Raw genomic sequence first — 18,369 nt, 5'->3', positions numbered from 1 at the left:
TTAACCGAGTTTTTCGGTGAGTTCCGGGACGGCCTGGAACAGGTCGGCGACCAGTCCGAAGTCTGCAACCTGGAAGATCGGGGCTTCTTCGTCCTTATTGATCGCGACGATGACCTTGGAGTCCTTCATGCCCGCCAGGTGCTGGATCGCGCCCGAGATGCCGACGGCGACATAGAGGTCAGGGGCCACAACCTTACCGGTCTGACCCACCTGCCAGTCGTTCGGGGCATAGCCCGAGTCCACAGCCGCGCGTGATGCCCCGACTGCGGCGCCCAGCTTATCGGCCAGGGTTTCGATCAGTTTGAAGTCCTCTTCCGAGCCGACACCACGGCCGCCCGAGACAACAACGCCCGCCGAGGTCAATTCCGGACGGTCGCTTTCGGCCACCTTGTCCTCGACCCACTCGGACAGACCCGGGTTGTCGCCAACCGAGATGGTCTCAACCGCCGCCGAGCCACCTTCGCCGGCAGCGTCAAAGCTGGCGGTCCGAATGGTAACGACTTTTTTGGCGTCGTTCGATTTCACGGTCTGGATCGCGTTGCCTGCATAGATCGGACGCTCGAAGGTCGAACCGTCAACCACGCCGGACGCATCCGAGACAACCATCACGTCAAGCAGAGCGGCAACGCGCGGCATCACGTTCTTGGCGTCAGTGGTGGCGGGGGCAACGATGTGTTCGTAGCCATCGGCCAGGCCTACGATCAGGGCCGCGGTCGATTCCGCCAGGCGGTGACCCAGAGACGCGTCTTCAGCGACCAGAACCTTGGAGACACCATCGATCTTGGCGGCAGCTTCACCCGCAGCGGCGGCGGAACCGCCAGCGGCCAGAACGGTCACGTCACCCAGCACTTTTGCGGCGGTCACGGCCTTTGCGGTCGCGTCCATCGCCAGTTCACCGTTGTTGACTTCGGCAAGCAGAAGTACAGCCATTACACAGCCCCCGCTTCTTTGAGTTTCGAAACCAGCTCGTCGACCGAGCCAACGATGATGCCAGCGGCGCGTGCCGGCGGCTCTTCGGTTTTGACGACTTCCAGACGCGGCGTGACGTCGACGCCGTAATCGGCAGCGGTTTTCTCATCCAGCGGCTTTTTCTTCGCCTTCATGATGTTGGGCAGCGACGCATAGCGCGGCTCGTTCAGACGCAGGTCAACGGTGACGATGGTCGGCATTTTGACGCTGATGGTCTGCAGGCCGCCGTCGACTTCACGCGTGATCTTGGCGTTGTCGCCTTCGATGTCCAACTCGGACGCGAAGGTGCCTTGCGACCAGCCCAGCAGGGCCGACAGCATCTGACCGGTGGCGTTCATATCGTTGTCGATCGCCTGCTTGCCCGCCAGAACGATGCCTGGCTGTTCTTCTTCGACCACTTTGGCCAGGATCTTGGCAACGGCCAGAGGCTCGATGTCCTGATGGACGTCATCGGCGGCAACAACCAGGATGGCGCGGTCTGCGCCCATGGCCAACGCGGTCCGCAGGGTTTCCTGCGCCTGCTTCACGCCGATCGAAACGGCAACAACTTCGTCAGCCTTGCCAGCCTCTTTCAGGCGGATCGCTTCTTCTACTGCAATCTCGTCGAATGGGTTCATCGACATTTTGACATTGGCGAGATCAACACCGCTACCGTCCGCTTTCACGCGGACCTTCACATTGTAGTCAATCACGCGTTTGACAGGCACCAGTACCTTCATTGTAGCGCTTTCTCCTCAAAAAAACGGTAAGCCGCGAAGCGACTCCACCAATGCTCTCGACGGACTAGATAACGCTTGCTGCAGTGGCACAACAGAGCAAAATCGTCACGTCATGGCGTCGGGACGTCGCGTTTTGCAATTTTTTTGCAAAGTGGCGAAAGAATATTACCCGCAGCCTCTGCATTTTGCGATCAGCGGTTCGCGCCCGGAACCCATAGAACGTCGTCTTTACCGTTCGCATTTGCGCAGCGGGCAGCAACAAAGAACCAGTCGCTGAGGCGGTTTAGATATTTGACCGCCGCGTCGTTGACGGGTTCCATATTCGTCAACTCGACCACCAGCCGTTCTGCCCTGCGCGAAACGGTGCGGCACACGTGCAGATGTGCTGCCAGACGCGAGCCACCGGGCAGGATGAAGCTGCGCAGAGGTTCCAGCGTTTCGTTCATTGTGTCGATCTCGGCTTCTAACCGATCGATCTGGGCGGACACGATGCGTAGCGGCGGATAGTCGGCCTCTGCGTCTTTTTCCATGTCGGGGCGGCATAAATCAGCGCCTAGATCGAACAGGTCGTTCTGAATACGCGACAGCGCGGCTTCGACATCGCCCTCAGCCTCGGTCCGTGCCACGCCGACAAATGCGTTCAATTCGTCCACTGTGCCATAGGCGGCAACACGGCCTGAGTATTTTGCCACGCGCTCTCCATTGCCCAGAGCAGTTTTCCCGTCGTCGCCAGTGCGGGTGTAGATTTTGTTGAGAACGACCATCTATTGAACTCCCTGTCCGCGCAGATACACGAAAAGTACGATCAGCAACACGGCGATGAACTGAAAGAGGATGCGCAGGCGCATCATCTTGTTGCTTTTCTTGGCCGCTTCCATGCCGCCTTTGCCAAAATTTGCGATGCCCAGGGCCAGCACAACGACAACCGCCGCCATGGCCAGAAGCAGAATGACCATCACTACGTCCATTTGAAGTCACCGTCCGGTTTTTTTCGATTATCACCCATCTAGCGTCAGGGCGTCGAAAAGCGAACGGTAAATATCGTCTCAGATGTCTGAAAGGATGCGGTCAGTGGCTTTTGTGGGCAGAATCCGGCGCAGCACTCCGGCGATATATGTCGGGGTGGTCACGTAATAGCGTGGCTTGGGGCGTCGTGCCTCAACCGCGTGGGCCAGCTTTTCGGTGACGGCGGAGGCGGGCAGTTCGAACCTGTCAGGCCCGCTACTTTCATAAAGGCGTTTCAGCAGTGAGCCTTCATATTTTTCCCTTAGCGCCGAGTTTTCCCAATCGATGTATCTTTCGAACACAGGGATCGCTTTTTCCCTAAGTTTCGAAGTGATAGGGCCGGGTTCGATCAGGACGACGTGGATGCCGGTATCGCGAAGCTCCATCCGTAGAGTGTCAGTCAGCCCTTCAATGGCGTATTTGGTGGCAACATAAGCACCGCGCCAGGGGAAGGCGACTAGGCCCAGAACCGAGGAACACTGCACAATCCGGCCATGACCCTGCTCCCGCATGACGGGAATCACCTGACGGGTCAGTTCATGCCAACCGAAGACGTTGGTTTCAAAGATATGGCGCAAGCCGTCCGTCGGAACATCCTCAACCGCGCCCGGCAAGCCGTGTGCGCCATTGTTGAAAAGGGCATCCAGCGTGCCGCCTGTGGTCTCAAGAACATATGACAAACCCGACGTGATGCTGTCTGTGTCAGTGTAATCGATTCTGGGGCTTTCAAAGCCCTGCGCACGCAGGCGATCACAGTCGCGTTGCTGGCGGCAGGATGCAAAAACGCGCCAGCCTCGCGCACGCATTCCGTGTGCTGCGTCCAGGCCGATCCCTGACGAGCATCCTGTAATTAGAATCGATTTCTGCATGTGCCTTCCGAGCCTGATCCCCGCCCATAGCTATGGCGGGGCTTGCGGCAGAGCAATGACGCTTCGATGTCAGTTCGTTGTTTTCCGGACGAGTGATGCCGAAATCCACCCAACCTGTTGCCCCGGCAACACGCGCAGTCGTAACCAGCCGGTACCCGAATCTCCAAAGACCTCGACCTGCTGGCCAATTCTGGCTTTGCCGATGATCGGATAGATCGTCCCCGGCCCATCGCGCAGGTTTACACGCGTTCCGGAAATCTCGCGGATATCCTTGGGGGCTTCGGGCAAAACCGGCAATTCAACTGTTGGCAGTTCGGCGTCGGTGGTCACTTGTTCCAGGGCAGCAACGCCTTCTTCCAGCGACGCCAGGGTCAAAGTAACGCTCTCATCGCTAAACAGCGAAGGGTTCGCCTTCAAGCCTGCCGCAACCTGTGAGAGCAGCGCTTTTGTTTCAGCTTCATCCAGCCCGGCGACGGTTTCAGTGACGGGCGGGACCACGACCGAAGGTTTCACTGCGGCGCGCGTAACCAACCCTTCAATCGGCGCCGGTTCAACGACCGGGTCGACCGGTTTCGGTGCAACGGCAACGCGTTCGGGTTTTGCAGCGCGAACTCCGCGGGGCTCGAAATCGGGACCTCCGCTCATCACATAAAATGTCCAGCCGAGTGCGGCAAAAGTAACAAGTATCAGGCGCGTCATGGCGCATCCCCCAAGCAATCGTAACATCAACAAAAGGCAGCAGTTCAATTGATGAAAGCCTAGCATATTTCCGCCGACGAGTCGAAAACCCGGGGAAAACAACCGGCTGTCTCCCCCTGTTGCAAAAAGCGCGACTTTTCCCCAGCAAATTATGCGCTGCTTGCTTTACCAAGGCGTGCTTGCGTCGTATCACATCATATATGAACGATACGATCGACGACCCCAATATGGAGGCCCCTGAAAACGGGGGCGAAGTGGCGGAACCATTGCGCCGCGCGATTGGTGAACGCTATTTGACTTATGCGCTGTCCACCATCATGCACCGGGCGCTGCCGGATGCGCGGGATGGATTGAAGCCGGTACATCGGCGAATCCTCTATGCGATGAGAGAGTTGCGACTCAGTGCAACCGGAGGTTTTCGTAAGTCTGCAAAGATTTCCGGCGATGTGATGGGTAACTATCACCCGCATGGTGACGCCGCCATATACGACGCGATGGCGCGTCTGGCGCAGGATTTCAACGTCCGCTACCCGCTGGTCGACGGGCAGGGGAACTTCGGCAATATCGATGGCGACAACCCGGCGGCTTCGCGCTACACCGAGGCGCGGATGACTATCGTGGCCGAGGCGCTGCTTGAGGGTCTGAACGAAGACGCGGTTGATTTCCGCGACAACTATGACGGCACCCTGACCGAGCCGGTCGTACTGCCCGCGCAGTTCCCGAATCTGTTGGCCAATGGCGCCAGTGGTATCGCAGTGGGGATGGCGACGAATATCCCGCCACACAACATTTCAGAACTGTGCGATGCCTGTCTGCATCTGATCAAAACGCCCGATGCGCGGGATGACACTCTGCTGAATTATGTGCCCGGTCCGGATTTCCCGACTGGTGGAGTGATCGTTGAGCCACCCGAGAATATCGCCCAGGCCTATCGCACCGGGCGCGGTTCGTTCCGGCTGCGCTGTAAATATGAGGTCGAGGATCTGGGCCGAGGCCAATGGCAGATTATCGTCACCGAGATCCCCTACCAGGTTCAGAAATCCAAGCTGATCGAAAAGATCGCGGAACTGATCCAGACCAAGAAAATCCCGATCCTTGCCGATGTGCGCGACGAATCTGCTGACGACATTCGCCTGATCCTGGAGCCACGCTCCAAAAACGTGGATCCTGAGGTACTGATGGGGATGCTCTACCGCAATTCGGACCTCGAGGTGCGGTTCAGCCTGAACATGAACGTGCTGATCGACGGCGTGACACCCAAGGTCTGCTCGATGAAGGAAGTGCTGCGCGCCTTCCTTGATCACCGGCAAGAGGTGCTGCTGCGTCGGTCCCGTCACCGCATGGCCAAGATCGACCATCGGTTGGAAGTGTTGGAGGGCTTTATCGTCGCCTTCCTGAATCTCGACCGCGTGATCGACATCATCCGCTACGACGACGACCCCAAGGCCGCGCTGATGAGCGAGGATTGGGGAATAGATCACGTCCGCGCCACCGACGAGTCGGATTACGTCACGCCCAAGCCGGGTGAGGGGGAATTGTCCGAGGTTCAGGTCGACGCCATCCTCAACATGCGTCTGCGCTCTTTGCGTCGTCTGGAAGAGATGGAGTTGGTCCGCGAACGCGACGCGTTGATGGAAGAGCGTGCCAACCTCGAGGACCTGCTGGCTGACCCCGGCTTGCAATGGGCCAAGATCGCTGAGCAGTTGAAAGAGACCAAGAAGACCTTCGGCAAAGACTACGAAGGCGGTTCCCGTCGGACCCAGTTTGCCGAAGCCGGACAGGTCGAAGAGGTGCCGCTTGAGGCGATGATCGACAAAGAGCCGATCACGGTCGTCTGTTCTCAGATGGGCTGGATTCGGGCCATGACCGGCCATATCGACCTGAAGCGCGACCTGAAGTTCAAGGATGGCGACGGTCCGCGGTTCATCTTCCATGCGGAAACCACTGACCGGCTGCTGGTCTTTGCGTCGAACGGGCGCTTTTACACGGTCAGTGCCGCCAACCTGCCCGGCGGGCGCGGCATGGGCGAGCCGCTGCGCCTGATGGTCGACCTGCCGAACGAGGCGCAGATCATTGACATCCTGATCCACAAGCAGGGACGCAAGCTGCTGGTGGCCTCGGATGCGGGCAACGGCTTCATGGTGCCCGAGGATGATGTGCTGGCCCAGACCCGCAATGGTAAGCAGGTGCTGAACGTCAAGGGCGACGAAACAGCGATGATCTGCAAACCAATTTCGGGTGATCACGTGGCAGTCGTATCCCAGAATGGTAAGTTTCTTGTCTTCCCGACAGAAGAACTGCCCGAGATGACGCGCGGCAAAGGCGTGCGCCTGCAAAAATATAACATGGCGCGCGGGCGGCAGGGCACACTTGAGCTGGATGGTGGCCTGTCCGACATCACCACTTTCAACTGGGAAGAAGGTCTCAAGTGGTCCATGGGGGGCGACAAGACGCGACACGAGGCAGATATGACTCAATGGCTGGCAAAACGCGCCAGCGTAGGGAAAAAGCCACCCTATGGCTTCCCGCGGGACTATAAGTTTTCGTGATCGAAACAGGATTATGGTAGAAATCCGCCGATACGGCTTGGCACAAGCCGTATCGGTGCGCTAGACCAATAAAAAACAGGCCTATCGAGACGAGACATGTTGCGCATTCTGACGCTGATCACCGGACTGGCCCTTATGGCCGCTTGCACCCAGACGCAGGTTTACGAGCCGCCCGAGTCCCTTGGGGAGTTCAAACTGCGTGTTAACTATGCCTTTGCGGACAAAGCCGTTCAGGGACCGGTGTCACGAGACGCCACACCTGATGAATGGACAAAAGCCATCCAGAATGCCGTTGATATTCGTTTGGGGCGGTACGAGGGCGTGCAGGAGTATGACGTCGGCATTAGCCTTGAGGGTTACATGCTGGCTCCGCCTGGAATACCTGTAATTTACAATCCCAAAAGCACTGCGATTGTGCTGGTCAACGTCTATGACGTGAAGAAAAAAGAGTTTCTGGCCAAGGGGAAACAATTCCAGGTGCTGGAAGACACCACCGGCGGAAGTGCCCTCAAAGGATCGGGACACGAGCGTACCAAGGAAGAACAGATGAGTGGTCTGGCCCTGAAAGTTGCCGACCGGGTCGAGGAATGGCTGGCTGAAGAACATGAAGAGAATGGCTGGTTTGACAAACGGCCAGACCTGATCCAGCCTCTGGATTCTGCCGAGGTCACGCAAAATCCGGCAGGATAAGCGCTTTTCCCTCAGGATGTGCTTGATTTTCCCCTTTGAACCAAATATCTCGCGCGCGCAGATGTAACCACGGGACCAAGGGTCCCCCAAATCGCAAAAGGGCGCCTGAGGAATGGCAAAGGAAAAGTTTGAGCGTACAAAACCGCACGTCAACATCGGCACGATTGGCCACGTTGACCATGGTAAAACGACGCTGACCGCAGCAATCACCAAGTATTTCGGTGACTTCAAAGCGTATGACCAGATTGACGGCGCGCCTGAAGAAAAAGCACGTGGCATCACCATCTCGACCGCCCACGTGGAATACGAGACCGACAACCGCCACTATGCGCATGTCGACTGCCCCGGCCACGCCGACTACGTCAAGAACATGATCACCGGTGCTGCCCAGATGGACGGCGCGATCCTGGTTGTGAACGCCGCTGACGGCCCGATGCCGCAGACGCGCGAGCACATCCTGCTGGGCCGCCAGGTTGGCATCCCGAAGATGGTCGTGTTCATGAACAAAGTTGACCAGGTTGACGACGAAGAGCTGCTGGAACTGGTGGAAATGGAAATCCGCGAGCTGCTGTCTTCGTATGAATATCCCGGCGACGATATTCCGATCATCGCAGGGTCGGCTCTGGCCGCGATGGAAGGCAACAACCCGGAAATCGGCGAAGAGAAAATCAAGGAACTGATGGCGGCTGTTGATGAGTACATCGACACGCCTGAGCGCGCTGTTGACCAGCCGTTCCTGATGCCGATCGAAGACGTGTTCTCGATCTCGGGCCGTGGTACCGTTGTGACCGGTCGTGTCGAGCGTGGCGTGATCAACGTTGGCGACGAGATTGAAATCGTCGGCATCCGCGACACTTCGAAAACCACCTGCACCGGCGTTGAAATGTTCCGCAAGCTGCTGGACCGCGGTGAAGCGGGCGACAACATCGGCGCGCTGCTGCGTGGTGTTGACCGTGACGGCGTTGAGCGTGGCCAGGTTCTGTGTAAGCCGGGTTCGGTTACACCGCACACCAAGTTCGAAGCCGAAGCCTATATCCTGACCAAGGAAGAAGGCGGCCGTCACACCCCGTTCTTCGCGAACTACCGTCCGCAGTTCTACTTCCGTACAACTGACGTGACCGGCACCGTGACCCTGGCCGAAGGCACCGAGATGGTCATGCCCGGCGACAACGTGTCGTTCGGCGTTGAGCTGATCGCACCGATCGCGATGGAGCAGGGCCTGCGCTTCGCCATCCGCGAAGGCGGCCGCACCGTCGGCGCCGGCGTCGTGTCGAAAATCGTCGAGTAAGTCGTTCTAGCGAACAACAACGGAAAGGCCGTCCCCCAGGACGGCCTTTTTCGTAGGAAATGAAGTGGTGGGCACGGATATTTGAGAGTTGTGCCGTCAGCATGTTCGGACGTCTCAAATCTAAGTAGGTTGCTCAACGGAACGCCACGACCAACTCGTTCATTAAGGAAGAAAGAATGCAACTTACGACGCGGCGAAACATTCAGGCACTCAGAGGTTGTGCCATTTTTCTAGTTCTCCTGACGCACCTTCCGATTATCGTTCACAGCCAATCTTATTCTGATTTTGTTAGTAACTTTAACTTCTCTGTTGGCGTTGATCTGTTTTTCATAATCTCCGGGTTTCTGATGATGCATACGTTTTTCGGAAAACGTGAAAAAACTGATGCTGATGCCGCGTTTCAATTCTACGAAAAACGTTTCCGACGAATATTCGCGCCCACTATCTTTTGGGCTTTGGTTGTCGGTGTATTTGGCAAGATCTTTATTGAGATGGGGGCAGTTCCAGGTCAGCGCGAGCTCATTTGGATTGTACTGTCAGCGATGACGTTTGTTTCAAATTTCAAGAACTCTCTGATGCCAGGGACATTCGGATACTTCTGGTCGATTGCATTGGAAATGCAATTCTATCTTGTTTTGCCCTTGATGTTCATGTTCGGGAAAAAATGGGCTTGGGTCATTGCTGGTTCGGCGTTGCTTTTCTTAACGCTCGCACCAATCAGCCCCGCTTGGTTTTGGCAGTTTAGACTCAATTCCCTGCTATTCGGGGTTCTTCTCTGGAAGTTGCTGACGTCGTTGCCTGATAGTAAATGGACGTTCCCGCGTCTCATGCGGGGATGGTTTTTTCCCCTCTACACGATTGTTCTCTTCGTATCTGCGGCTGCGATTGAGAAGTACATGGGGTTCAATTTCAAGTATTCCATCATTGGGTTGATTATGTCCGTGGTGTTCCTGGTTTTCTTCCTGTCGCGGGATTTGGTATTCGGTCGTTTCTCTGCGGTCCTGGAATGGTTGGGCGGCATATCGTTCTCGTTGTATCTGTGCCACATTCCGGTTTGGCTCTTGACGATCTACTTCGCTCGGGACGTGTTTGGACTGAGTCGTGATGTTTATTCATCACTTGGGATCATACTGGCCTTTTTGGCAGCCGCTCTGAGCCGGAAATACATCGAAACACTGCTGGATCGCCGAGCGCCGTTGACGCAGGCGCAGGCAGGCCGTGCCGGGAGCTGATCTGCTTTGAGTGTGTGTAGATGGGGCGGGTGACTTTGTTGTGTCGTAGAGACCGGTCATGAAACTGTTGCGCGCCCGGCAGGCTTTCTGCTTTGGGTACTCTGGCAGTCAGAGATATCCCAAGAAAACCCCTACCAATACGGGCGTGTTCTCAGGAAAAAAACAAAAGGGTGGGGTGTTTCCCGCCTTTAGGCTTCAAGTGCACTCCTAAAAACGTCTTTCGATCCCAAGCTCAAAGTTGGTTTCAGAGAAGCTATAGGCGGGAATGTCGGAATCCGTGCGGCTGTATTCGATCAGCCCAAACGGGGAAAAACCGTTGCCTATGAACAGGTCGTTCTTTTCAATCCGCAAAGCTGAACCCCATGAGGTTTCGTCCGGGCTTGCAGTGAGCAGCGGGCTGGGTGTCTTGAAGGACTTGCTTTCCAGGTAGACCGAAGGCCGGAACGTGAAACCGCCCCGGGCGTCGTATTGGCCGAATGCGGTCACTCTTTTGCGGGTATAGTTTTCAAGGGCGTCTTCTACTGATTTGTCCTGATAAAACGCGCTTATACCGATCACACCGCGACCACCCACGGACCGTCGTATACCCAGTTCACCTTCGATGGAATGACCGTCCAGGAGGCTGGATCTGGGGCTGTGCAGCTGTGACCAGTTCAATGCTCCAAACACCGAGCCGCCCAGCAGGTTGCGCCTTTCGAAGGCGGTTTCCAATGAAATGCGGTTTTCATATGTCTGACCACCGATCAACCGGGTTCCGACTGCAGGTCCAAACGAGGCTGTGGTGTATTGCGACAAGGTACGCAGGCCGAATCGACCCACAAAGATATAATCGTCATAGCGCGAGGTTCGCGCTTCGGTAACGTCGAAGTTGAACGAGGCAACCGCGACCGTTTGCAGATCAGAAAATCCAAGGTTGACCGGGCGCCGGAAATTGGCAGCGCCTGTTGCCCGCACCCCGATCTCGGTCGATGTATCCCGGTTCAGTGTAAAAGGCAGGTCGAAGCCAAGGAAATGGAGCGTGATTTCGTCGGTATCGTATTTCCGTGGGTTGCCGACGGTCGTAAATCTGAGGCTGAGATCCCAATCAAACCCACGGCGTGCATCGATTTCGCGAATGAATGCCAAAACGCGGGCTCGGACAGGGTCGGGTAAATCACCGGACAGAACGGTGAAAAATTCATTACGTGCGCGATTCCACTGACGCGCCATGAAATAGGCGCGGGCCAGCTCCAGCCGAACTCGCACCAGATTCGGATTGGCGGCCAGAATGGACGAGAACTTTTCGATGGCAGCGTCCGGCCGGCCATTCTGCAGATCGTCCAGTCCGCTCAAAAACAGGGCCTCGATTTGAAACTGATCCGCCGTCTGAGATGCAGGTTGGGTCGTGTCTGCATCCGCGCGAATCGGGTGAAAAGACGCGATTGCAATGAAAATGCAGGCAATAAACAGCAATATCCGAACCGCGCTGAAACTTCTCAACATATGCCCTCGCGGTAGCCGCAACATGGGCGGCAGGATGAAAGAGCCGGGGCGATACCCACGGGAATCACCTTTGTCAAACGACCATGGATATGACCTGTAAAATGCGCCTGTCGGATTTGAGGCAACACCATGAAATTCCTTTAGATTGAACTTGCAACTCGGCTTGCACTGCATGGGTGAACATCTAATGTTCCGTCAAAGAATTGACTATGGAGCAGTTATGAAAACCAAGATTAGTTGCCGGATTGCAGCATTTTTTCCGGTTGTTTTACTGGGCGCCTGCGGCGGTGTCGCAGGCCTGGATTTGGACTTCGGCGGCGGCGGTGGCGGTTCTGGCGGTTCCGGCGTCGAGGGGCCGATTTCGACGACACCCGCAGAGAAAATCAATTTGCCACAGGATGGTACTGCAACTTTGAATGGGCGTGCGGTTGTGCAGTCTTTCTCGAAGGATCAGACCACCCAGCAGGTAAGTGTTCAAAGCGAGTCAGTGCCCTCTGATTCCAGCGTGACCGTGACGACAAGCGGTGGAAACATCATTGCACTGACCGGCAACGCGACGGGGTCGAACGTGGTTTTGGACAGCCGCACTGGCGACCTTGTTCAGCAGGGGGCGGCTGCGGTGGTCCTCAATTCACCGGATCTGGACGATGGTGCGCTGTTACTTGATCCGTCGCGAACACGCTTTGAATATCAAACGTTCGGGTCATGGATTCAGGGGCGCAATCAAACGACCGGGACGGCTGCGGCAGGATCTTATGGATCGGTCACACCAACAGCGGATATGCCGAGTGGACGCAGTGCTTCTTATCAAGGCGCAAGTACTGGTGTTGCCCGATTAGAAGACGGCCTCCAGTATCAAACGACTTCAAACGTCAGCGTGTCCACAGATTTTTCGACCGCCACAATTTCCAGTTCGAATACAGTCGCAGACAGTTTGGTGGTTGGGGTGCCCGACCGGGCAGCACCGGAGCTGGATTTCAGCGGTTCGGGCAATATTTCGAATTCCGGCTTTACCGCGACCATTTCCGGGTCGGGTACAAGCGGTGAGGCGTACGGCGTGTTTTATGGCCCGAACGCCGAGGAAGTTGGTGGAACATTCCGGGCTTCTGGATCCGGCGGAGTGTCGCATATCGGCGCGTTCGGCGCGGATTGATCGTTTTGGCAGAGCCCTTACTTGGTAAGGGCTCTGGACCCATACCGGCGGCTGACGGAATTGCCGTCAGCCACTTTCTGGTATCAAATTAAGAAACGGCTGCTTCAGCAGCTGCCCGTACAGCGCGGATGTTATCTCCGTAAACCTGTGGGGCTGACACCGAACCACCCTTGAACACAGCCGATCCGGCGACCAGCACATCCGCACCCGCAGCTGCAACCAGCGGCGCGGTATGCGGATCGACGCCGCCGTCAATCTCGATATGCACCGGACGGTCGCCAATCATCTGACGCAGTTTGCGGACCTTGCTGGTCATGTCGATGAATTTCTGGCCTCCAAAGCCGGGGTTCACGGTCATAACGCAAATCAGATCGGTCAAGTCCAGCAGATGTTCGACCGCGTCGGCAGGGGTGCCGGGGTTCAGGGCAACACCGGCTTTCATTCCCGCTGCGCGAATGGCTTGCAGGGTACGATGCGTATGAGGCCCGGCTTCGACATGCGCGGTCAGGATGTCTGCTCCGGCATCAGCATAGGCCTGGATGTAGGGATCGACCGGTGTGATCATCAGATGCACATCCATCACCGTCTTCACATGCGGGCGAAAGGCTTTGACGGCTGGCGGGCCGAAGGTGAGGTTCGGAACGAAATGGCCGTCCATGACGTCCACGTGAACCCAGTCTGCGCCTTGTGCTTCGATGGCCTGAATTTCCTGCCCGAAATTGGCGAAATCGGCGGAAAGAATGGACGGCGCGATCTTGATGGTGCGGTCAAAGCTCATGGTGGCCTCGTATCAGCTGAAGAGTCGCGGATGCATATACCTGCGAGGCAAGGGGATGGATAGCCCCTGCGGCCTTGGGCTCGTTACAAAACTTTCACCACGCTTACACATATTCGTTGAACGGCCTTTGTAGCAGTCCGCCAACATGAATTGGGGGTGGCACGTGTTGCGGATTGAAAAACTGACCAAACGTTTTGGCGACAATGTAGCCGTGGACGGTGCGACGCTGGATGTAGACAAACCTTGCATGATCGGGATCATCGGGAGGTCGGGCGCAGGCAAGTCCACCCTTCTGCGGATGATCAACCGCCTGACGGATTCCAGCGATGGTAAGATCCTGTTCGAAGGACGTGATGTAACTCAGTTGAAAGGTCGCGAGAAGCGTGCATGGCAATCGGATTGCGCGATGATCTTCCAGCAGTTCAATCTGGTGCCACGGATGGATGTGGTTTCGAATGTATTGCATGGCACCCTGAACCGTCATTCGACGCTGGCCACCATGTTCAATCTTTTTCCGATGGAAGATGTTCATCGTGCCATCGATATTCTGGATCGTCTTGGTATCGCGGAACACGCACCAAAACGTGCCGAAGCCCTGTCGGGTGGCCAGCAGCAGCGTGTGGCGATTGCGCGTGCACTGATGCAGGACCCAAAGATCATTCTGGCGGATGAACCTATCGCCTCGCTGGATCCGATGAATGCGCAGGTCGTGATGCAGGCGTTGCGCCGCATTCACGAAGAAGATGGCCGTACTGTCATCGCGAATCTGCACACTCTGGACACTGCGCGTCGCTATTGCGACCGCGTGGTCGGCATGCGCGACGGACGCATCGTTTTCGACGGGCTCCCCGGGCAGCTGACAACAGGCGTTGCCCGCGAAATCTATGGTGCCGATGCCAGCTTCTCGGAAAAGGCAACCTCGACTGAAATCGAAACCCTTGATGCCACTCAGAAGGCCTTGATGGAGGCAGAAGCCACCATCTGAGCCAGCCCCCCCTTCACCGACCGGCTGATGAAAGGCCGGCATATCAATTGGAGAGAGACAGATGAAACAACTGATTGCTGCCCTTTTGGCAACCACAGCACTTGCCACACCAGTCATGGCTGAAGAAATTAACGAATTCCGCATCGGCATCCTGGGCGGTGAAAACGCTCAGGACCGTTTGAACAACAATGAATGCTTGCGCCAGTACACCGAAGAAGAGCTGGGTGTAGAAACCAAGCTGTTTGCCCCTGCCGACTATAACGGTGTCATTCAGGGCCTGTTGGGCGGCACCATCGATATGGCTTGGCTGGGCGCGTCGGGCTATGCAAAAACCTATCTGAGCGACCCTGAGGCGGTTGAACCAGTCCTAGTCAAAGTGAATCTGGACGGTGGCTACGGCTATTATTCGATCGGTTTTGCCCGCAAGGACAGCGGCATCACCTCGCTGGAAGACATGAAGGGCAAGACTTTTGGCTTCGGCGACCCGAACTCGACTTCTGGTTACCTGATCCCGTCAATCGAGATCCCTCAGGCCACAAGCGCGACCATGGACTCGGGTGATTACTTCGGCGAAGTGAAATTCACCGGTGGCCACGAGCAGACCATCGTTGCAGTCGGCAATGGTGACGTCGATGGTGGTGTGACCTGGGCTGACGGTCTGGGTGACTGGGAAGACGGCTTCAACTCGGGCGCTCTGCGTCGAGCCGTGGATGCGGGTCTGGTCGACATGAACGATCTGGTCATGATCTGGCAGTCCCAGCCGATCCCGGAAGGTCCGGTCGTGTTGCGTACCGCTTTGCCTGCGGACGTTAAAGAAAAGATGACTGCGCTGATGGCTGGTCTGCACGAGAAAGACCGCGAATGCTTCTACGGCGTTGCCGCAGGTGAAGCGAAGGCTTTCGAGCCCATCACGCATGACGCCTACGAAATCATCATCGAAGCGCGCAAGTTGAAATCCAACTAAGCTCGCAAATCCAATGATCGGGGTCCAGTGCTGCACCGGACCCCGTCTCCCGCTCAGGAGCATTCCATGACAGACCTTACTGTAGGGTCCTTATCCGTCGATCAGATCCGTAATGAATACACGGACATGATACGACGAAAGCGGGTTTATGGTGGTATCCTGCTGATCCTTTTCGTGGCCATGATGGTGGCAGGGTTCCGCACGGCCGACAGCCGCAATGCAGGTAGCTTCACCAACGGTTGGCACCGCATTCTGGACTACCCGTCCGAGGTCCTTTCCGAGGCATGGGAAAAGATCGCAGAGATGCCGGCCAATCTTGTCATGTTCTTCCCTGCATTGATCGAGACGATCAACATCGCAGCGGCTGCAACGCTGGTAGGTACCATAGTCGGAACGCTTCTTGCCCTGATGTCGACGCGGGGAATGGCGCTGTGGCCGTCATTGATCCCGCTGTTTCGCCGAGCCTCGGATATCTTCCGCGCCGTTCCGGAAATCGTAATTGCATTGGTTCTGATCTTCATTCTTGGGGGTGGCCCGGCACCTGCAATGATTGCGATTGCGATCCACACCACTGGTGCTTTGGGCAAACTGTTTTCAGAGGTGAATGAAAACGCCTCTTTGAAACCGGTCGAAGGTCTGCATTCCGTGGGTGCCAACTGGTCCCAACGGATGTATCTGGGGGTAATACCGCAGGTCGGGCCAAACTACGTCAGCTACGCCTTATTACGGTTTGAGATCAATATCCGAGCCTCGGCTATCCTCGGGTTCGTCGGGGCCGGTGGATTGGGCTATGAGCTGCGCAACGCCATGTCGTGGGGGCAGGGTCGTTATGACGAAGCGGCCGCCATTTTCATCCTTCTCTTCGTTACAATCGTGGTCGTTGATCAGCTGTCTGGTTGCTTGCGCGACCGTCTGACCCACGGGTCAGAAAAAGGAGCCACGGCATGAGCACCTTCGCAACCAATCTCTCCGCCGATGAGATCAAAGCCGAAGCCGACCGGTTGTTCAGCCGCAAGAGGCTGATCAATTTCGGACTGCCTGCTCTGGTGCTGGCCTATCTGGTCTACGTCTTCTTCGCGTTTGACGTGCCGGGACTCGCAGCGCGGGCCAACTGGGAAAACGGCAAGACGCTGGTGTCCGACAGTTACAGCTACAAAACCCATATCGAACGGGACAACCGAACGGGTAAAGTCTCGGCCGCGATTGAAGGCGAGCGCAAAGGCGCATACCCCGAAGGTCAGGCTCCTGATTGGGTGACGCTTGGCGAGATAACTGTGATTGACCTAGAAGATGGTCATATTGTGCGCTTCGGTCCCGAGGCGGTCGAATATGATATTCCAGGCTATGGCACCATCCGCGCAACGCCTACGCGCGCAGCAGGTGTGCAGGCGGAGTTGCCGTTTGGTGAAATCCCGAACTGGATCAATGTCTCCAAGAACCGTCTGTCTGTTAAGACGGATGCGGGGCGTCTGACCGTTACGCGTAACCGTTCGGAAGTGTTCCGCTACTTCACGGGTTGGGAGTTGTTCTGGTTTACGCTCGACAGTCCTTACTATGGACAATCATTCCCGGAATTGGCACGGCGCGCAGCGTCGGGCGAAGCCGGTGCTATTTTTAACGACTTCTGGACCAACAAGATGTGGCGCCATCAGGACGTGGCTTGGGCCATCTTTGAGACGATCCTGATGGCGTTTCTGGGCACATTGGGAGCGGCCATGGTTGCCTTGCCACTTGCTTTCCTAGCGACCCGCAATTTCAACCCGATGAAATCCGTCCGCTTTGCGACGCGCCGGATATTCGATTTCGTGCGCGGCGTGGATGCGTTGATCTGGACCGTGGTGCTGGCCCGCGCCTTTGGTCCGGGACCGCTGACAGGCGCACTGGCCATCTTGGTGACGGATACCGGGACCTTCGGCAAGATCTTTTCGGAGGCGTTGGAGAACGTGGATCAAAAGCAGATCGAAGGTGTGCAGTCCACAGGTGCGAATGCCCCGCAACGGTATCGCTTTGGGGTTATCCCTCAGGTCACGCCCGTTTTACTGAGTCAATTGTTGTACTTCCTTGAATCCAATACCCGCAGTGCGACGATAATTGGTGCAATCACAGGCGGTGGTATTGGTCTTTTGCTGACGCAGGCGATCATCACGCAGAAAGACTGGGAAGAGGTCGCCTATTACATTGTGCTGATCATTCTGATGGTCATGCTGATGGATTGGTTCTCGGGTTGGCTGCGTCGGCGTTTGATCCAGGGTGAAGTGGGTAAAAAGCGTAAGCCGCGCGATCCGGGTCGCAAGTCGTTCCTGCTGCCTTGAACCGGATAGGAAAGATCTAGAAAATGGCAAGGTTCAGTGCGGATCACCCGTTTATCCATCCCGACTGCCAGATTACAAACAGCAGCTTTGGCGCGTACGTGGAAATTGGTGCCGGTAGTCGGATCGCAAATTCAGCTTGGGGGGATTACTCCTATTGCGACAGGACATGCGATATTGCGAATGCCGAGATCGGCAAATTCGCGAATATTGCAAGCTTCACACGGATAGGGGCCACGGATCACCCGCTGGAAAAAGCATCTCTTCATCATTTCCACTACCGTTCTGCAGATTACTGGGACGACGCGGAAGATGATGCGGACTGGTTCGCGTATCGCGCCAGCCGGACGGCCCGGATAGGGCACGATACCTGGATAGGGCACGCCGCGATCATCAAGCCGGAAGTCACGATTGGCAACGGTGCAGTCGTTGCATCCGGTGCAGTCGTAACCAAGGATGTGCCGCCTTATACAGTTGTTGCAGGCGTCACCGCCAAGCCCATACGCCGAAGGTTCCCTGAGAACGTTGCGGATCGGATGGAGCAATTGGTCTGGTGGGATTGGGACAACGCTCGCCTAAGGGCAGCTCTGCCCGATTTTCGGAAACTGAGCGCAGAGGCGTTTCTGGAGAAATACGAGTAGAACTCGTGATCGTGTGACCAGCGCTACGGCGCCCTTG

The 18,369-nt window shown here is 56.5% G+C and carries 18 protein-coding genes; 10 read left to right on the top strand and 8 right to left on the bottom strand.

All coding sequences use genetic code 11. The features are described from left to right. From ACR0K5_RS09740 to ACR0K5_RS09715, 6 genes are all read right to left on the bottom strand, one after another. A complete protein-coding gene (locus tag ACR0K5_RS09740; protein ID WP_480629510.1) occupies window positions 1-930 on the bottom strand; it encodes an electron transfer flavoprotein subunit alpha/FixB family protein in 930 nt (309 codons plus the stop codon). After that, the gene (locus ACR0K5_RS09735; RefSeq protein WP_480629509.1) at window positions 930-1,688 is read right to left on the bottom strand and encodes an electron transfer flavoprotein subunit beta/FixA family protein; all 759 of its coding nucleotides are present in this window, start codon (window positions 1,686-1,688) and stop codon (window positions 930-932) included. Before ACR0K5_RS09735 ends, ACR0K5_RS09740 begins: the two co-directional genes overlap by 1 nt. Window positions 1,689-1,879: 191 nt before the next feature. Beyond that, entirely contained in the window at window positions 1,880-2,452 is a 573-nt protein-coding gene (locus tag ACR0K5_RS09730; RefSeq protein WP_480629508.1) for a cob(I)yrinic acid a,c-diamide adenosyltransferase, read from the bottom strand. Beyond that, on the bottom strand, window positions 2,453-2,656 hold the full coding sequence (locus ACR0K5_RS09725) for a twin transmembrane helix small protein (protein WP_480629507.1): 204 nt from the start codon (window positions 2,654-2,656) through the stop codon (window positions 2,453-2,455). It lies immediately after the preceding gene. Window positions 2,657-2,734: 78 nt separating this feature from the next. After that, window positions 2,735-3,562, bottom strand: a complete 828-nt coding sequence (locus ACR0K5_RS09720) for an SDR family NAD(P)-dependent oxidoreductase (RefSeq protein WP_480629506.1) — start codon at window positions 3,560-3,562, stop codon at window positions 2,735-2,737. Between the two features lie 69 nt (window positions 3,563-3,631). Beyond that, window positions 3,632-4,261 (bottom strand): SH3 domain-containing protein, encoded by a 630-nt coding sequence (locus ACR0K5_RS09715; protein WP_480629505.1) that lies wholly within the window; start codon window positions 4,259-4,261, stop codon window positions 3,632-3,634. A 200-nt stretch (window positions 4,262-4,461) separates the two neighbouring features. Here ACR0K5_RS09715 and parC point away from each other — a divergent pair, with 200 nt between their 5' ends. The 4 genes from parC (at window position 4,462) to ACR0K5_RS09695 (ending at window position 10,020) form a co-directional block, all read left to right on the top strand. Continuing rightward, the gene (gene parC, locus ACR0K5_RS09710) at window positions 4,462-6,810 is read left to right on the top strand and encodes a DNA topoisomerase IV subunit A (RefSeq protein WP_480629504.1); all 2,349 of its coding nucleotides are present in this window, start codon (window positions 4,462-4,464) and stop codon (window positions 6,808-6,810) included. A gap of 96 nt (window positions 6,811-6,906) precedes the next feature. Continuing rightward, window positions 6,907-7,500, top strand: a complete 594-nt coding sequence (locus ACR0K5_RS09705) for a hypothetical protein (protein ID WP_480629503.1) — start codon at window positions 6,907-6,909, stop codon at window positions 7,498-7,500. Window positions 7,501-7,612: 112 nt separating this feature from the next. Then, the gene (gene tuf, locus ACR0K5_RS09700) at window positions 7,613-8,788 is read left to right on the top strand and encodes an elongation factor Tu (RefSeq protein ID WP_480629502.1); all 1,176 of its coding nucleotides are present in this window, start codon (window positions 7,613-7,615) and stop codon (window positions 8,786-8,788) included. Between the two features lie 176 nt (window positions 8,789-8,964). After that, window positions 8,965-10,020 carry an acyltransferase family protein gene (locus ACR0K5_RS09695; RefSeq protein WP_480629501.1) on the top strand — a complete coding sequence of 352 codons (1,056 nt, stop codon included), beginning with the start codon at window positions 8,965-8,967 and terminating at the stop codon, window positions 10,018-10,020. Window positions 10,021-10,227: 207 nt separating this feature from the next. Here the strand turns inward: ACR0K5_RS09695 and ACR0K5_RS09690 are convergent, their stop codons facing one another. Next, the gene (locus tag ACR0K5_RS09690; RefSeq protein WP_480629500.1) at window positions 10,228-11,502 is read right to left on the bottom strand and encodes a surface lipoprotein assembly modifier; all 1,275 of its coding nucleotides are present in this window, start codon (window positions 11,500-11,502) and stop codon (window positions 10,228-10,230) included. 220 nt (window positions 11,503-11,722) lie between these two features. On the opposite strand from ACR0K5_RS09690, the gene ACR0K5_RS09685 reads away from it, so the two are divergent. Beyond that, window positions 11,723-12,655 (top strand): transferrin-binding protein-like solute binding protein, encoded by a 933-nt coding sequence (locus ACR0K5_RS09685; RefSeq protein ID WP_480629499.1) that lies wholly within the window; start codon window positions 11,723-11,725, stop codon window positions 12,653-12,655. 88 nt (window positions 12,656-12,743) lie between these two features. Here the strand turns inward: ACR0K5_RS09685 and rpe are convergent, their stop codons facing one another. Continuing rightward, complete coding sequence (gene rpe, locus ACR0K5_RS09680; RefSeq protein ID WP_480629498.1) at window positions 12,744-13,433, bottom strand: ribulose-phosphate 3-epimerase; 690 nt, start codon at window positions 13,431-13,433, stop codon at window positions 12,744-12,746. Between the two features lie 163 nt (window positions 13,434-13,596). Between rpe and phnC the strand changes: the two genes are divergently transcribed. The 5 genes from phnC (at window position 13,597) to ACR0K5_RS09655 (ending at window position 18,332) form a co-directional block, all read left to right on the top strand. Further along, the gene (phnC, locus tag ACR0K5_RS09675; protein WP_480629497.1) at window positions 13,597-14,418 is read left to right on the top strand and encodes a phosphonate ABC transporter ATP-binding protein; all 822 of its coding nucleotides are present in this window, start codon (window positions 13,597-13,599) and stop codon (window positions 14,416-14,418) included. Window positions 14,419-14,479: 61 nt separating this feature from the next. Continuing rightward, the gene (phnD, locus tag ACR0K5_RS09670; RefSeq protein ID WP_480629496.1) at window positions 14,480-15,382 is read left to right on the top strand and encodes a phosphonate ABC transporter substrate-binding protein; all 903 of its coding nucleotides are present in this window, start codon (window positions 14,480-14,482) and stop codon (window positions 15,380-15,382) included. A 66-nt stretch (window positions 15,383-15,448) separates the two neighbouring features. After that, window positions 15,449-16,330 (top strand): phosphonate ABC transporter, permease protein PhnE, encoded by an 882-nt coding sequence (phnE, locus tag ACR0K5_RS09665; RefSeq protein WP_480629495.1) that lies wholly within the window; start codon window positions 15,449-15,451, stop codon window positions 16,328-16,330. Continuing rightward, complete coding sequence (gene phnE / locus ACR0K5_RS09660; protein ID WP_480629494.1) at window positions 16,327-17,694, top strand: phosphonate ABC transporter, permease protein PhnE; 1,368 nt, start codon at window positions 16,327-16,329, stop codon at window positions 17,692-17,694. Before phnE (ACR0K5_RS09665) ends, phnE (ACR0K5_RS09660) begins: the two co-directional genes overlap by 4 nt. A 23-nt stretch (window positions 17,695-17,717) precedes the next feature. Beyond that, a complete protein-coding gene (locus ACR0K5_RS09655; protein WP_480629493.1) occupies window positions 17,718-18,332 on the top strand; it encodes an LbetaH domain-containing protein in 615 nt (204 codons plus the stop codon). Window positions 18,333-18,369 lie beyond the last annotated feature (37 nt).

This window comes from Ruegeria sp. AB9 (assembly GCF_056542585.1).
The sequence above is the reverse complement of the archived record's forward strand: the minus strand, read 5'-3'. Positions and strand labels throughout refer to the sequence as shown.

Excerpts from the sequence above, each read along its gene's own strand:
- ACR0K5_RS09695 (WP_480629501.1), top strand. The coding sequence starts at position 8,965 with ATGCAACTTACGACGCGGCGAAACATTCAGGCACTCAGAGGTTGTGCC.
- ACR0K5_RS09730 (WP_480629508.1), bottom strand. The coding sequence starts at position 2,452 with ATGGTCGTTCTCAACAAAATCTACACCCGCACTGGCGACGACGGGAAA.
- phnE (WP_480629494.1), top strand. The coding sequence starts at position 16,327 with ATGAGCACCTTCGCAACCAATCTCTCCGCCGATGAGATCAAAGCCGAA.
- ACR0K5_RS09655 (WP_480629493.1), top strand. The coding sequence starts at position 17,718 with ATGGCAAGGTTCAGTGCGGATCACCCGTTTATCCATCCCGACTGCCAG.
- ACR0K5_RS09715 (WP_480629505.1), bottom strand. The coding sequence starts at position 4,261 with ATGACGCGCCTGATACTTGTTACTTTTGCCGCACTCGGCTGGACATTT.
- ACR0K5_RS09725 (WP_480629507.1), bottom strand. The coding sequence starts at position 2,656 with ATGGACGTAGTGATGGTCATTCTGCTTCTGGCCATGGCGGCGGTTGTC.
- rpe (WP_480629498.1), bottom strand. The coding sequence starts at position 13,433 with ATGAGCTTTGACCGCACCATCAAGATCGCGCCGTCCATTCTTTCCGCC.
- tuf (WP_480629502.1), top strand. The coding sequence starts at position 7,613 with ATGGCAAAGGAAAAGTTTGAGCGTACAAAACCGCACGTCAACATCGGC.
- ACR0K5_RS09740 (WP_480629510.1), bottom strand. The coding sequence starts at position 930 with ATGGCTGTACTTCTGCTTGCCGAAGTCAACAACGGTGAACTGGCGATG.
- phnD (WP_480629496.1), top strand. The coding sequence starts at position 14,480 with ATGAAACAACTGATTGCTGCCCTTTTGGCAACCACAGCACTTGCCACA.
- ACR0K5_RS09735 (WP_480629509.1), bottom strand. The coding sequence starts at position 1,688 with ATGAAGGTACTGGTGCCTGTCAAACGCGTGATTGACTACAATGTGAAG.
- ACR0K5_RS09690 (WP_480629500.1), bottom strand. The coding sequence starts at position 11,502 with ATGTTGAGAAGTTTCAGCGCGGTTCGGATATTGCTGTTTATTGCCTGC.
- phnE (WP_480629495.1), top strand. The coding sequence starts at position 15,449 with ATGACAGACCTTACTGTAGGGTCCTTATCCGTCGATCAGATCCGTAAT.
- ACR0K5_RS09685 (WP_480629499.1), top strand. The coding sequence starts at position 11,723 with ATGAAAACCAAGATTAGTTGCCGGATTGCAGCATTTTTTCCGGTTGTT.
- ACR0K5_RS09720 (WP_480629506.1), bottom strand. The coding sequence starts at position 3,562 with ATGCAGAAATCGATTCTAATTACAGGATGCTCGTCAGGGATCGGCCTG.
- parC (WP_480629504.1), top strand. The coding sequence starts at position 4,462 with ATGAACGATACGATCGACGACCCCAATATGGAGGCCCCTGAAAACGGG.
- ACR0K5_RS09705 (WP_480629503.1), top strand. The coding sequence starts at position 6,907 with ATGTTGCGCATTCTGACGCTGATCACCGGACTGGCCCTTATGGCCGCT.